The 13493-nt window shown below is 41.6% G+C and carries 17 protein-coding genes; 12 read left to right on the top strand and 5 right to left on the bottom strand.

Going from position 1 to position 13493, the window contains the following annotated elements:
• Positions 1 to 157 precede the first annotated feature (157 nt).
• Complete coding sequence (locus OVN21_RS09265; protein ID WP_267248199.1) at positions 158 to 1702, top strand: peptide chain release factor 3; 1545 nt, start codon at positions 158 to 160, stop codon at positions 1700 to 1702.
• Positions 1703 to 1955: 253 nt separating this feature from the next.
• Here the strand turns inward: OVN21_RS09265 and OVN21_RS09260 are convergent, their stop codons facing one another.
• From OVN21_RS09260 to OVN21_RS09245, 4 genes are all read right to left on the bottom strand, one after another.
• Complete coding sequence (locus tag OVN21_RS09260) at positions 1956 to 2576, bottom strand: transposase (RefSeq protein ID WP_267248198.1); 621 nt, start codon at positions 2574 to 2576, stop codon at positions 1956 to 1958.
• A complete protein-coding gene (locus OVN21_RS09255; RefSeq protein ID WP_267246915.1) occupies positions 2530 to 2709 on the bottom strand; it encodes a hypothetical protein in 180 nt (59 codons plus the stop codon). The genes OVN21_RS09260 and OVN21_RS09255 overlap by 47 nt, the downstream gene beginning before the upstream one ends.
• Entirely contained in the window at positions 2706 to 3065 is a 360-nt protein-coding gene (locus OVN21_RS09250) for a transposase (protein ID WP_267248197.1), read from the bottom strand. The genes OVN21_RS09255 and OVN21_RS09250 overlap by 4 nt, the downstream gene beginning before the upstream one ends.
• 336 nt (positions 3066 to 3401) lie before the next feature.
• On the bottom strand, positions 3402 to 3761 hold the full coding sequence (locus OVN21_RS09245; protein ID WP_267248238.1) for a DUF3397 domain-containing protein: 360 nt from the start codon (positions 3759 to 3761) through the stop codon (positions 3402 to 3404).
• A 91-nt stretch (positions 3762 to 3852) separates the two neighbouring features.
• On the opposite strand from OVN21_RS09245, the gene OVN21_RS09240 reads away from it, so the two are divergent.
• From OVN21_RS09240 to OVN21_RS09220, 5 genes are read left to right on the top strand one after another with little or no spacing between them, the layout of a single operon-like run.
• Positions 3853 to 4782, top strand: coding sequence for a TIGR01212 family radical SAM protein (locus tag OVN21_RS09240; protein ID WP_267248196.1), 930 nt, complete (start codon positions 3853 to 3855; stop codon positions 4780 to 4782).
• Positions 4783 to 4792: 10 nt separating this feature from the next.
• Complete coding sequence (locus OVN21_RS09235; RefSeq protein ID WP_267248195.1) at positions 4793 to 5338, top strand: tRNA (mnm(5)s(2)U34)-methyltransferase; 546 nt, start codon at positions 4793 to 4795, stop codon at positions 5336 to 5338.
• A gap of 2 nt (positions 5339 to 5340) precedes the next feature.
• A complete protein-coding gene (locus OVN21_RS09230; protein ID WP_267248194.1) occupies positions 5341 to 5595 on the top strand; it encodes a hypothetical protein in 255 nt (84 codons plus the stop codon).
• An 11-nt stretch (positions 5596 to 5606) separates the two neighbouring features.
• Positions 5607 to 7661 carry a cation:proton antiporter gene (locus tag OVN21_RS09225; protein WP_267248193.1) on the top strand — a complete coding sequence of 685 codons (2055 nt, stop codon included), beginning with the start codon at positions 5607 to 5609 and terminating at the stop codon, positions 7659 to 7661.
• A gap of 27 nt (positions 7662 to 7688) precedes the next feature.
• Positions 7689 to 8534 (top strand): YihY/virulence factor BrkB family protein, encoded by an 846-nt coding sequence (locus tag OVN21_RS09220; protein WP_267248192.1) that lies wholly within the window; start codon positions 7689 to 7691, stop codon positions 8532 to 8534.
• A 79-nt stretch (positions 8535 to 8613) separates the two neighbouring features.
• Here the strand turns inward: OVN21_RS09220 and queA are convergent, their stop codons facing one another.
• Positions 8614 to 9642, bottom strand: a complete 1029-nt coding sequence (gene queA, locus OVN21_RS09215) for a tRNA preQ1(34) S-adenosylmethionine ribosyltransferase-isomerase QueA (protein WP_267248191.1) — start codon at positions 9640 to 9642, stop codon at positions 8614 to 8616.
• Between the two features lie 149 nt (positions 9643 to 9791).
• Between queA and OVN21_RS09210 the strand changes: the two genes are divergently transcribed.
• The 6 genes from OVN21_RS09210 to OVN21_RS09185 all read left to right on the top strand — a co-directional run bounded on the left by OVN21_RS09210 (position 9792) and on the right by OVN21_RS09185 (position 13455).
• A complete protein-coding gene (locus tag OVN21_RS09210; RefSeq protein WP_267248190.1) occupies positions 9792 to 10499 on the top strand; it encodes a glucosamine-6-phosphate deaminase in 708 nt (235 codons plus the stop codon).
• 138 nt (positions 10500 to 10637) lie between these two features.
• Positions 10638 to 10814: a 30S ribosomal protein S21 gene (rpsU, locus tag OVN21_RS09205; protein WP_000048054.1), complete on the top strand. Its 177-nt coding sequence runs from the start codon at positions 10638 to 10640 to the stop codon at positions 10812 to 10814.
• A gap of 129 nt (positions 10815 to 10943) precedes the next feature.
• Positions 10944 to 11879: an HPr(Ser) kinase/phosphatase gene (hprK, locus tag OVN21_RS09200; RefSeq protein ID WP_267248189.1), complete on the top strand. Its 936-nt coding sequence runs from the start codon at positions 10944 to 10946 to the stop codon at positions 11877 to 11879.
• The gene (gene lgt / locus OVN21_RS09195; protein ID WP_267248188.1) at positions 11872 to 12660 is read left to right on the top strand and encodes a prolipoprotein diacylglyceryl transferase; all 789 of its coding nucleotides are present in this window, start codon (positions 11872 to 11874) and stop codon (positions 12658 to 12660) included. Before hprK ends, lgt begins: the two co-directional genes overlap by 8 nt.
• Positions 12661 to 13044: a DUF948 domain-containing protein gene (locus tag OVN21_RS09190; protein WP_050242113.1), complete on the top strand. Its 384-nt coding sequence runs from the start codon at positions 12661 to 12663 to the stop codon at positions 13042 to 13044.
• A gap of 15 nt (positions 13045 to 13059) precedes the next feature.
• Complete coding sequence (locus OVN21_RS09185) at positions 13060 to 13455, top strand: YtxH domain-containing protein (RefSeq protein WP_267248187.1); 396 nt, start codon at positions 13060 to 13062, stop codon at positions 13453 to 13455.
• Positions 13456 to 13493 lie beyond the last annotated feature (38 nt).

Raw genomic sequence — 13493 nt, 5'->3', positions numbered from 1 at the left:
TCCTATAAATAAGGGAGCCAAACTGAAAAGAAATAGAAATTGAAAAAAATGCTAAAATCCGATATAATGGAGTGTTGAAAGGAATGGTAAAATCCAATGTAGAAATCATTCTTAGCTATTGAAACAAGAAAAATAGAGAATCAAAGAAAGAGAACTTATGACTATTCAAGAAGAAATTAAGAAACGCCGTACCTTTGCCATCATCTCTCACCCAGATGCGGGGAAAACAACCATTACGGAGCAGTTGCTCTACTTTGGGGGCGAGATTCGTGAGGCTGGTACCGTAAAAGGAAAGAAAACAGGGACTTTTGCCAAGTCTGACTGGATGGATATCGAGAAGCAGCGTGGGATTTCCGTTACTTCATCTGTTATGCAATTTGACTACGCCGGCAAGCGCGTGAATATCCTAGACACACCAGGACACGAGGACTTCTCAGAAGATACCTATCGTACCTTGATGGCGGTGGATGCTGCAGTTATGGTCGTGGATTCTGCCAAGGGTATCGAGGCTCAAACCAAGAAACTGTTTGAGGTTGTGAAGCACCGTGGCATTCCAGTCTTTACCTTTATGAACAAGCTGGACCGTGATGGTCGTGAGCCGCTGGACCTCTTGCAAGAATTGGAAGAAGTCTTGGGTATTGCGAGCTACCCGATGAACTGGCCAATCGGGATGGGGAAAGCCTTCGAAGGCTTGTATGACCTTTATAACCAACGTTTGGAACTTTATAAAGGGGATGAACGTTTTGCCAGTCTGGAAGAAGGGGATAAGCTATTTGGTAACAATCCTTTCTACGCTCAGGTTAAGGACGATATCGAACTCCTTGAAGAAGCAGGAAATGAATTTTCAGAAGAAGCTATTCTTGCTGGAGAACTGACTCCGGTCTTCTTCGGTTCAGCTCTGACGAACTTTGGGGTGCAGACCTTCCTTGAGACCTTCCTCAAGTTTGCTCCAGAACCTCATGGACACAAGAAAACAGACGGCGAAATTGTGGATCCTTATGACAAGGATTTCTCAGGATTTGTTTTTAAAATCCAAGCCAACATGGACCCTCGTCACCGGGACCGTATCGCCTTTGTCCGTATCGTATCAGGTGAATTTGAGCGCGGTATGAGTGTCAATTTGCCTCGTACTGGTAAGACTGCCAAACTATCTAATGTCACTCAGTTTATGGCCGAAAGTCGTGAAAATGTCACTAATGCCGTAGCAGGTGATATCATCGGAGTTTACGATACCGGTACTTATCAAGTTGGAGATACCTTGACGGTTGGAAAAAACAAGTTTGAATTTGAACCACTGCCAACCTTTACACCTGAGATTTTTATGAAAGTTTCTGCTAAGAACGTCATGAAGCAAAAATCCTTCCACAAGGGGATTGAGCAATTGGTGCAAGAGGGAGCCATTCAGCTTTATAAGAATTACCAAACTGGCGAGTACATGCTAGGGGCTGTGGGTCAACTCCAGTTTGAAGTCTTTAAGCACCGCATGGAAGGCGAGTACAATGCGGAAGTGGTCATGAGCCCAATGGGTAAAAAGACCGTTCGTTGGATCAAGTCAGAGGATTTGGACGAGCGCATGTCATCAAGCCGCAATATCTTGGCCAAAGACCGTTTCGACCAACCAGTCTTCCTCTTTGAAAATGAGTTTGCCCTCCGCTGGTTTGCGGACAAGTATCCAGATGTAGAGTTGGAAGAGAAGATGTAAATCGTTACAAATGACTAGCAACATAAAGTTACTGTCATTTGACGGTAACTGCTATGGTAGTCTACCTAAACGCTTCACTAGGCAAAGTCCACGAATGATATCGATTCATGGACTTTGCCGTCGTAATAGTAAGGAGGTGAACTGGCGAACTGCCTCACTAACCTCGTTTGGCAAATGAAATCGATTTGCTAAACTCTGTGTCGTAGTTCAGGAAATTTACTTATTTGTATAACAATCTGAGTAATTAATGAACCTAGGACAAAATAGTTCTCAACCACAAAAAAGCTAGAGATTTCCAATTGCAGAACTCTAGCTTTTTCATTTTAAGGGCTCTCTTATTGTATTTTAGGAGCTTATTTGCCATAAGTACCAATCCCATGTCAATTCTCACTTGACGCATCCCTCTCAGATTCCCTCTCTTGTACCCCAAACAAGCCTTTATCTGTCCAAAAACAGGTTCCACATCAATCTTACGTTGAGCGAAAATCTGTCTACCTTGGGGAGATAAAAGCGCCTGGCATTCTTTAGTTTTTAAGTGCTGATAGCGTTCATTCCTATACAGTCCCTTTTGAGGAGCTGATTCAGATTCATCAGCATAGTAAACCTTGATTTCCTCTTGAAAGTCCGTCTCTGTTTTCTGATGTTTGATGGGGCGAAAACGATAACACCAACCATCAGGATGTGTATAGCTATCCTCCTTGCCATTATAGTACCAATTCCCTAAGTTTCTAGCTGACTGTGTATACCTTCTCTTTTGTTCCTTATCAAACATGGCATATTTCATCAGATGGTTCACCTCCTTTTCATCTAAACGAAGGAGGCTCTCTTCACTTCCATATCCAGCATCTGCGACAACTGTCTTTAGGGGTTTCAAGTAAGGGGAGAAGAGTCTTGGTATCTGTCGGATTTGAGAAGACATCATAGTGAAGAAGAAATTGGTTTTCAGTAGCGATTTGAAGATGATAAGCAGCCTTGAGTGGGTCATTTTTCATATGATCTTCTTTCATCCGCATAAAAGTGGCATCTGTATCTGTTCTTGCAGTTTGACGGAAAACTTGTCCCTTGCTTTTTTCCACACGAAACGATACTTGTTGGCATTGGCTTCAATCTTAGTCCCGTCAATACACAAACAATCTAAGATCACTAACTCTTCCATTTTTAAACGAAGATTGAGGTCGATGAAAAGATCACGAATGAGTTCTTCCATCCCTTCGGCGACACGAAAACGCTTGATGGTGCGATAGCTAACAACCAACTGCCCTGTTAGGTACTGCATGGCGAGATTTTCAATCATCATTTTTTCAATTTTTCGAGCAGAGAAAATCCCTTGTGAAGAGGCAAATAGAAGAGTAGATACAAGCATTTTAGGGTGCTAAGACGGGTGAGCAGAGGCATGATAGAAGGTAGGGAAAGGACTATCTTCCAAGGTATTCAGATAATAAAGACGAGATGGTCTTGTGGCAAGAAAGAACGGATTTCTAGTGGTAAAGTTGTTTGATTTTTGTTATAGTGAATATGCATAAGATAGCCTTTCTAAATGGTGTATTGTGCAGTTCTATTTTACCAAGACTATCGTAACCATGCAAAAAGCAACGGCAAATCCGTTGCTTTTTTGGGGATAAGAGACTATTGTCCTAGGTTTTTTTGTAGGTATAGGAGTAAAAGAAAGACCCAGCATTTAAATACTCTGGGTTGGTAATCATTTTACCATCATCAATTCAACAATCATTGCTATGTAGATGATTAAGGTTAGGAGAAAACTAGCTCTCCAGAAGAATTTAATGAATTTAGGGTAATAAAAACTTCGTTTTTTGATAAGGAAAAAGACTACAAGGAGGATTGCTAGGAGAGAAAGTGCGACACCAAGTCGCGGTAGAAAGTTGTGGGTAAAGGCTTTAGCAGTAATCAGATAATACTCAAATATCAAAAGTGGAAAAGCTAAATCTGCGAAATTAAACCCTATTTTCCTAAGTCCGAACAGTTTGGAGACAATAAAGCAAACCACCAAAGTTAATATCAACAATAAAATAGATGCTATTTTCATTAAAATCATACCTATATTGTATCATAAAAAAACTCTAAAGGAAACGAGAAACAGAGGAATTTATAGGAAAGTCAGGCTTTTGAGATTGTGGGTATTTTTTGTTATAATGAAGGTTATGAAACCTTATAATACCTTGAATGATTATTATCGAAAACTCTTTGGAGAAAAGACCTTTAAAGTCCCTATTGATGCGGGATTTGACTGTCCCAATCGTGATGGAACTGTGGCTCATGGAGGCTGTACTTTTTGTACGGTTTCTGGTTCTGGAGATGCTATTGTAGCACCGGATGCCCCTATTCGTGAGCAATTTTATAAGGAAATTGACTTTATGCACCGCAAGTGGCCAGATGTTCAGAAGTATCTGGTTTATTTTCAAAATTTTACCAACACCCATGAAAAGGCGGAAGTGATTCGGGAACGTTACGAGCAGGCGATCAATGAGCCAGGTGTAGTTGGAATCAATATTGGAACACGGCCAGACTGTCTGCCAGATGAAACCATCGAATATTTGGCTGAGTTGTCGGAGCGCATGCATGTAACGGTTGAATTGGGCTTGCAGACCACTTATGAAGCAACCTCTGACTTGATTAACCGCGCCCATTCCTATGAATTGTACGTAGAAACGGTCAAGCGTTTGAGAAAGTATCCCAAGATTGAGATTGTTTCTCATTTGATCAATGGTTTGCCCGGTGAAACCCATGAGATGATGATTGAAAATGTCCGCCGCTGTGTCACTGATAATGATATTCAAGGGATTAAACTGCATTTACTTCATCTTATGACCAATACGCGTATGCAACGGGATTATCACGAGGGGCGTTTGCAACTGATGAGTCAGGACGAGTATATCAAAGTCATCTGTGACCAACTGGAAATCATCCCCAAGCATATCGTCATCCACCGAATTACCGGAGATGCACCGAGAGATATGCTGATTGGTCCTATGTGGAGCCTCAATAAATGGGAAGTGCTAAATGCTATTGAAACTGAAATGCGACGTCGCGGAAGCGTGCAAGGATGCAAGGCTGTAAAATAGGAGTTTAAAAATGAAAAGACCACTTGAGATGGCACATGATTTTTTGGCTGAAGTAGTGACAAAAGAGGATGTCGTAGTGGATGCAACCATGGGAAATGGCCACGATACCCTTTTTTTAGCCAAGCTAGCTAAACAAGTCTATGCCTTTGATATTCAGGAACAAGCCTTGGAAAAGACCAAAGAGCGTTTGGAACAGGCTGAAATGACAAATGCCCAGCTAATCTTGCGAGGCCATGAGACACTGGATCAGTTTGTGACAGAAGCCAAGGCAGGAATTTTTAATCTGGGCTATCTACCGTCGGCTGATAAATCTGTCATTACCCAACCGCAGACAACTATTGAAGCATTAGAAAAGTTGTGCCATTTGCTTGTCAAAGGGGGACGGATTGCTATTATGATCTACTATGGTCATGAAGGAGGAGACCTCGAGCGGGATGCTGTCTTGGATTTTGTTAGCCAGTTGAATCAACAAGAGTACACAGCTGCCATTTACCGAACCCTGAACCAAGTTAACAACCCGCCCTTTTTAGTTATGATTGAAAAATTAGAGAGATAGACATGGATAAACAATACCTACGTGAAAAGCTGGATACCATGCGCCAGAAATTTGTCGAGTCAATCCACCACGAACGTGCAGTGGGCGTGCTAGACCAAGCGCATATGAGCAAAAAAATGCTTAAAATCAAGAAAAAATTAGTTGCTCTTGAAATGGAACGGTGCCAGAGAAAAATTGAGCACAAAGACTGTTCCAAGATTGACCAAAAAATCAAAGAGCAGAAGGAGATATTTGAATCCTGTTGTAAAAAAGACTAAGGAGGAATTGCGTGGAATTACTGATTTACCTCATCCTATTTTTACTTGTCTTGATTGTTTCAAGTACAATCAATAAGCTCCTGCCCTTTTTGCCTCTCCCTTTGGTTCAAATTCTTTTTGGAATTGTGATTGGTCTCTTTTTACCCAATGCCGACTTTCACCTTAATACAGAGTTATTTTTGGCCTTGGTTATCGGACCCTTGCTTTTCCGAGAGTCGGAAGAAGCGGATATTACAGCTATTTTTAAACACTGGCGAATCATTGTTTATCTCATATTTCCAGTGATTTTTATCTCGACCCTGAGTTTGGGTGGCTTAGCCCATCTTCTTTGGCTTAGCCTTCCCTTGGCAGCTTGTTTGGCTGTTGGGGCGGCTCTTGGGCCAACGGACTTGGTGGCCTTTGCCTCTCTTTCGGAGCGCTTTAGCTTTCCTAAACGTGTCTCCAATATCCTTAAAGGTGAAGGACTCTTGAATGATGCTTCTGGCTTGGTGGCCTTTCAAGTTGCCTTGGCGGCTTGGACAACAGGAACCTTTTCGCTTGGCCAAGCTGGGAGCTCGCTCATCTTTTCAATTCTAGGTGGTTTTCTGATTGGCTTTTTAACAGCCATGACCAACCGCTTCCTCCATAGCTTCTTGCTAAGTGTCCGCGCAACGGATATTGCCAGTGAGCTCCTTCTGGAATTGAGTTTGCCTCTGTTGACCTTCTTTTTAGCAGAAGAGGTACACGTCTCAGGGATTATTGCTGTTGTAGTTGCGGGGATTTTGAAGGCAAGCCGTTTTAAGAAAATCACGCTTCTCGAAGCCCAAGTGGATACGGTGACCGAGACAGTCTGGCATACAGTAACCTTCATGCTCAACGGTTCTGTCTTTGTGATTTTGGGAATGGAGTTGGAAATGATAGCAGAACCTATTTTAACCAATCCCATCTATAATCCCTTACTCTTGCTGGTATCTCTTGTCGCCCTTACCTTTGTCCTCTTTGCCATTCGTTTTGTCATGATTTATGGCTATTATGCCTCCAAGACACGCCGCCTCAAGAAAAAACTGAATAAGTATATGAAAGATATGCTTCTCTTGACCTTTTCAGGCGTCAAGGGAACGGTGTCGATTGCTACAATTCTTCTGATACCAAGTGATTTAGAGCAGGAGTATCCTCTCTTACTTTTCCTTGTCGCAGGTGTCACGCTTGTCAGCTTTTTAACAGGTCTCTTGGTCTTACCTCATCTTTCTGATGAACAGGAAGAAAGCAAGGACTATCTCATGCATATCGCCATTTTAAATGAAGTGACGATAGAGTTGGAAAAAGAGTTGGAAGATACCAGAAATAAACTTCCCCTCTATGCAGCCATTGACAATTATCATGGACGTATTGAAAATCTCATCCTGAGTCAAGAAAATAAGGGAGCTCAAGAAGACTGGGAGGCCTTGAAACTTCTTATCCTCAGTATTGAAAGCGATGGATTGGAACAGGCTTACGAGGAAGGCAAGATGAGTGAGCGTGCTTATCGGGTTTACCAACGTTATCTGAAAAACATGGAACAAGGTATCAATCGCAAGTTTGCTTCACGAGTGACCTATTATTTCCTTGTTTCCTTGCGGATTTTACGTTTTCTCCTTCATGAAGTCTTTACCTTTGGCAAGACCTTCCGCAGTTGGAAAAATGAAGAATCTAAGAAACTCAGAGCTCTTGACTATGATCAAATTGCAGAGCTCTATCTAGAAAATACAGAGATGATTATCGAAAGTTTGGAGAATCTAAAAGGGGTTTATAAGAGTTCCTTGATTAGCTTCATGCAGGATTCTCGTCTCCGTGAAACAGCTATTATCAGCAGTGGTGCCTTTGTCGAACGGGTTATCAATCGTGTCAAGCCTAACAATATCGATGAAATGCTGAGAGGCTATTACTTAGAGCGTAAATTGATTTTCGAATATGAAGAGAAACGATTGATTACGACTAAGTATGCCAAGAACTTACGGCAAAATGTGAATAACTTAGAGAACTATTCCTTGAAGGAAGCTGCCAATACCCTGCCTTATGATATGATGGAATTGGTAAGAAAAAATTAATCAAGATTGTAAGTGAAGGAGTGTGACATGAAGAAGTGGTGGAAAGAGCTGATAGACAAGCCTTTAGTAAAAGCTTTTTTACATTATTATCAAGCTTCAGATAGTGAGCTGACCAGTGTCGCAGTAGCCTACTATTGGTTGATTTCGATTTTTCCCCTGCTTTTGGTGGTAGTCAATATCCTCCCTTATTTTCAGATTCCAGTTTCCAATTTTTTGAAGGTTGTCAATGAATTTTTGCCGGATACGGTCTATGATGTGGTGGCAAAGATTATTACAGAAGTGCTGACACAACCTTCAACAGGCTTATTGAGTTTTGCGGTTTTGTCAGCCCTCTGGACCTTTTCAAAATCCATGAATTTCCTACAGAAAGCCTTTAATAAAGCTTACGGAGTAGCAAAAAATCGTGGAATGATTTCCCATCAGCTCATGAGTTTGTTTGTCAGTTTCGGATTGCAGATTCTCTTTGCCTTGGCTCTCTTTCTGAGTGTTTTTGGCCGCATGCTCCTCAACCTTATCAAAAGCTACTGGAAATCAGATAGTCCTCTCTTTGATTATCTGCAAGACCTAACAGGTCCCTTGGTCTATGCCTTGATTTTTGCCATCTTGGTCATGCTTTATTATTTCCTGCCCAATGTCAAGGTGCGACGAATTCGACATGTATTGCCAGGAAGTGCCTTTGTCTTGTTGACCTTGGTCTTCCTGCTCAATATCTTTTCAGTCTATGTCAACAACTATGTTAATCACCTCGTGGACGTTCGTTTCTTCAGTTCCGTTGTCGTGGTGGTCATGATGTTCTGGTTTATTCTCATCGCTAAGATTTTGATTGTCGGCGCGGTAATCAATGCCAGTGTTCAGAGCTTGAGAAAAGACTAACACCTTCTTTATCCATAACAAAACGCATACTATCAAGGTTTTATAATGCCTGATACTATGCGTTTTTTGATTATGTAAATTAATAGATAAACATGGCATCGCCAAAACTGAAGAAGCGGTAGTGTTCTTGGATAGCATGGTGATAAGCATCTAAGACTAATTCACGACCGGCAAAGGCAGAAACCAACATGACCAGAGTTGATTTTGGCAGGTGGAAATTGGTTGAAAAGGCATCAACAACCTTCCATTCGTAACCAGGCTTGATAAAGATATTGGTCCAGCCAGAATCTGCTTGGATTTGTCCATCAAACTTGGAACCAATAGTCTCCAAGGTGCGGATAGAAGTGGTTCCGACAGCAATGACACGACCACCATTTTCTTTGACAGAGCGAAGGGTGCTAGCTGCCTCCTCAGAAAGTTGGTAGAATTCTGAGTGCATTTCGTGTTCGTCCAGATTGTCAACTGAAACGGGTCTAAAGGTTCCGAGTCCGACATGGAGAGTCAGATAGACCAGATGGACACTCTTAGCTTGGATTTCTGCTAGCAGTTCTTTGGTGAAGTGAAGACCAGCAGTCGGTGCTGCAGCAGAGCCACTTTCTTTAGCGTAGACCGTTTGATAGCGTTCACGGTCATCCAGTTTTTCGTGGATATAAGGTGGTAGAGGCATTTCTCCCAGACTTTCCAAGACTTCTAGGAAAATTCCTTGGTATTCAAAGCGGACAATGCGTCCCCCGTGGGTCAATTCTTCTGTAACGACAGCGCTGAGGCGACCATCACCAAAGCGGATACGAGTACCGACCTTGAGGCGTTTGGCAGGTTTAGCAAGAACTTCCCACTCATCTCCAGCAGTATTTTTGAGCAGGAGAAGTTCCACATGACCTCCAGTTTCTTCCTTTTGACCATAGAGGCGGGCAGGGAGAACTCGGGTGTCATTCATAACAAGGGCATCACCAGGTTCCAGCATATCAATAATTGAGTGGAAGTGTTTATCCTGCATTTTTCTCGTCTCACGGTTGACGATGAGGAGTTTAGAGGCATCCCGTTTTTCAAGGGGTGTTTGGGCAATCAATTCCTCTGGCAAGTGGAAATCAAAATCAGCTGTATTCATATATCTGTTCATTCTTTCTAAGTTCTAATCCTATCCATTATAACATGTTTCAAGTATAGTCGCTCTTTTTTTAGAATTAAATCGTTTTCACTTGACAAAAATTGGTCTATACCATATAATAAATATAGATAGAAATGGAGGATGAAAAGATGAAAGTTATTAAAGTTGAAAACCAAATCGAAGGTGGAAAAGTTGCTTTTGAGATTTTGAAGGAAAAATTGGCCAACGGCGCTCAAACCCTAGGACTTGCGACAGGAAGTAGCCCACTTGAATTTTACAAGGAAATTGTTGAAAGTGACCTTGATTTTTCAAATCTAACCAGTGTCAACCTTGATGAGTATGTAGGTCTTGATGGCGACAATCCTCAGTCTTACCGTCACTTCATGCAAGAAAATTTGTTCAACCAAAAACCATTTAAAGAAAGTTTCTTGCCTCGTGGTGTTAAGGACAATGCTGAAGCTGAAGTTGAACGCTACAACCAAATTTTGGCTGATCATCCAGTTGAACTCCAAATCTTGGGAATCGGTCGCAATGGGCATATCGGCTTTAATGAGCCTGGTACTCCATTTGACAGTCAAACGCATCTGGTAGAACTGGACCAGTCTACTATTGAAGCCAATGCGCGCTTCTTTGACAAGATTGAAGACGTCCCAACCCAAGCTATTTCAATGGGGATTAAAAACATTTTGGATGCCAAGTCAATCCTTCTTTTTGCTTACGGTGAATCAAAAGCAGAAGCCATTGCCGGAACAGTGTCTGGTCCAGTGACTGAGAATCTACCAGCAAGTAGCCTCCAAAATCACCCTGATGTGACCATCATTGCAGATGCTGAAGCGCTTAGCTTACTTGAAAAATAAAAAGCAATGTTCTATTGAACGCTTTCAACTCTTGTATAAATGGAAGAAAAAATCAAAATTAAACCGCATTTTTGCTTGACAATTATTCCTTTTACGTGTAGAATAAAATAGATATTGAACTTGAAGGGAGTGAAAAAAATGTCTAAAACAGTAGTACGTAAGAATGAATCTCTTGACGACGCACTTCGTCGTTTCAAACGTGCGGTTACTAAAGCTGGTACTCTTCAAGAAACACGCAAACGTGAATTCTATGAAAAACCTTCTGTAAAACGTAAACGTAAATCAGAAGCAGCTCGTAAACGTAAAAAATTCTAATTGAAATGAAAGGCTAGAGAAATCTAGTCCTTTTTCTTTTAAATAAATACTATAAATCCTGCAAAAATCTGAAATATCCTCCTACAATTTGATATAATAGAGGGAAGAACTCGATTGAAGGAGGAAATGATGTCGGTTTTAGTAAAAGAAGTGATTGAAAAGCTTAGACTAGACATTGTCTATGGCGAACCAGAATTGCTTGAAAAGGAAATCAATACAGCGGACATTACGCGACCTGGTCTTGAAATGACAGGTTATTTTGACTACTACACGCCAGAGCGGATCCAGCTCTTGGGGATGAAGGAGTGGTCTTATCTGATCAGCATGCCTTCCAACAGCCGTTATGAAGTTTTGAAAAAAATGTTTCTACCTGAGACACCTGCGGTCATTGTGGCCCGTGGTTTGGTGGTTCCAGAGGAGATGTTAAAGGCAGCCAGAGAATGTAAGATTGCTATTTTAACCAGCCGTACAGCGACAAGTCGTTTATCTGGAGAATTATCTAGTTATCTGGATTCACGTTTGGCAGAACGTACCAGTGTGCACGGTGTCTTGATGGATATTTATGGGATGGGCGTCTTGATTCAGGGAGATAGTGGAATTGGTAAGAGCGAGACAGGTCTTGAGCTTGTCAAACGTGGTCACCGTTTGGTAGCCGATGACCGTGTCGATATCTTTGCCAAGGATGAGATTACTCTCTGGGGTGAACCAGCTGAAATTTTGAAACACTTGATTGAAATTCGTGGGGTTGGGATTATCGATGTCATGAGTCTCTACGGTGCGAGTGCTGTCAAGGATTCTTCACAGGTTCAGCTTGCTGTCTATTTGGAAAATTACGATACGCATAAGACCTTTGATCGACTTGGAAACAATGCAGAGGAATTAGAAATTTCTGGCGTAGCCATTCCTCGTATCCGCATCCCAGTTAAAACAGGTCGTAATATCTCTGTCGTGATTGAGGCAGCCGCCATGAATTATCGTGCCAAGGAAATGGGCTTTGATGCGACCCGTTTGTTCGAAGAACGCTTGACAAATCTTATTGCTCAAAACGAGGTGCCTAATGCTTGATCCAATTGCTATTCATCTAGGACCTCTAGCCATTCGTTGGTATGCCTTATGTATTGTTACAGGTTTGATTCTTGCGGTTTATTTGACCATGAAAGAAGCGCCTAGAAAGAAGATCATACCAGACGATATTTTAGATTTTATCTTGATAGCCTTTCCTCTGGCTATTTTAGGAGCTCGTCTCTACTATGTCATTTTCCGTTTTGATTACTATAGTCAGAATTTGGGAGAAATTTTTGCCATTTGGAATGGTGGTTTGGCCATTTACGGTGGTTTGATAACTGGTGCCCTTGTACTTTATATCTTTGCTGATCGTAAACTCATCAATACTTGGGATTTTCTAGATATTGCAGCGCCTAGCGTCATGATAGCCCAAAGTTTGGGTCGCTGGGGCAATTTCTTTAACCAAGAAGCCTATGGTGCAGCAGTGGATAATCTGGATTATCTACCTGGCTTTATCCGTGACCAGATGTATATAGAGGGGAGTTATCGTCAACCGACCTTCCTTTATGAGTCTCTATGGAATCTGCTTGGCTTTGGCTTGATTTTGATATTGAGACGAAAATGGAAGAGTCTCAGACGAGGTCATATCACTGCTTTTTACTTGATTTGGTATGGTTTCGGTCGCATGGTTATTGAAGGCATGCGGACAGATAGTCTCATGTTCTTTGGTCTTCGAGTGTCTCAATGGCTATCAGTTGTCCTTATCGGTCTCGGTATAATGATCGTTATTTATCAAAATCGAAAGAAGGCCCCTTACTATATTACAGAGGAGGAAAACTAAATGTTAGAAGTTGCATATATTCTTGTTGCTCTAGCTTTGATTGTCTTTTTGGTCTATCTAATCATTACTGTGCAAAAGCTCGGACGTGTGATTGATGAAACAGAAAAGACGATTAAAACCTTGACTTCAGATGTAGATGTGACCTTGCATCATACTAATGAGTTGCTGGCTAAGGTTAATGTCTTGGCAGATGATATCAATGTCAAGGTGGCAACGATTGATCCACTCTTTAGTGCTGTTGCAGATTTGTCTCTATCCGTTTCAGATCTCAATGACCATGCGCGTGTCTTGAGCAAGAAAGCTTCATCAGCTGGTTCAAAAACACTCAAGACTGGGGCAAGTTTGTCAGCTCTTCGTCTTGCAAGTAAATTTTTAAAAAAATAAAAAAGGAGAATCCTTATGGGTAAACTATCCTCTATCCTTTTAGGAACCGTTTCAGGTGCAGCTCTTGCCTTGTTTTTAACAAGCGATAAGGGCAAACAAGTTTGCAGTCAGGCTCAAGATTTTCTAGATGATTTGAGAGAAGATCCTGAGTATGCCAAGGAGCAGGTCTGTGAAAAACTGACAGAAGTTAAGGAGCAGGCTACAGATTTTGTTCTGAGAACCAAAGAACAGGTTGAGTCAGGTGAAATCACTGTGGACAGTGTACTTGCTCAAGCCAAATCATGCGCCCGTCAAGCGACAGAAGCCTCAAAAAATCAATTCAATAATCTCAAGGAGCAATGGCAAGAAAAGGCCGAAACTCTTGATGAATCAGAAGAGATTGTGATTGATATCAAAGAAGAAAAAATCTAGATTTGACAGAGAGGGAAAAAAATTCAATAGTAGTCGCA

This window comes from Streptococcus sp. Marseille-Q5986 (genome assembly GCF_946902915.1).
Taxonomy (GTDB): Bacteria; Bacillota; Bacilli; order Lactobacillales; family Streptococcaceae; genus Streptococcus.
The sequence above is the reverse complement of the archived record's forward strand: the minus strand, read 5'-3'. Positions and strand labels throughout refer to the sequence as shown.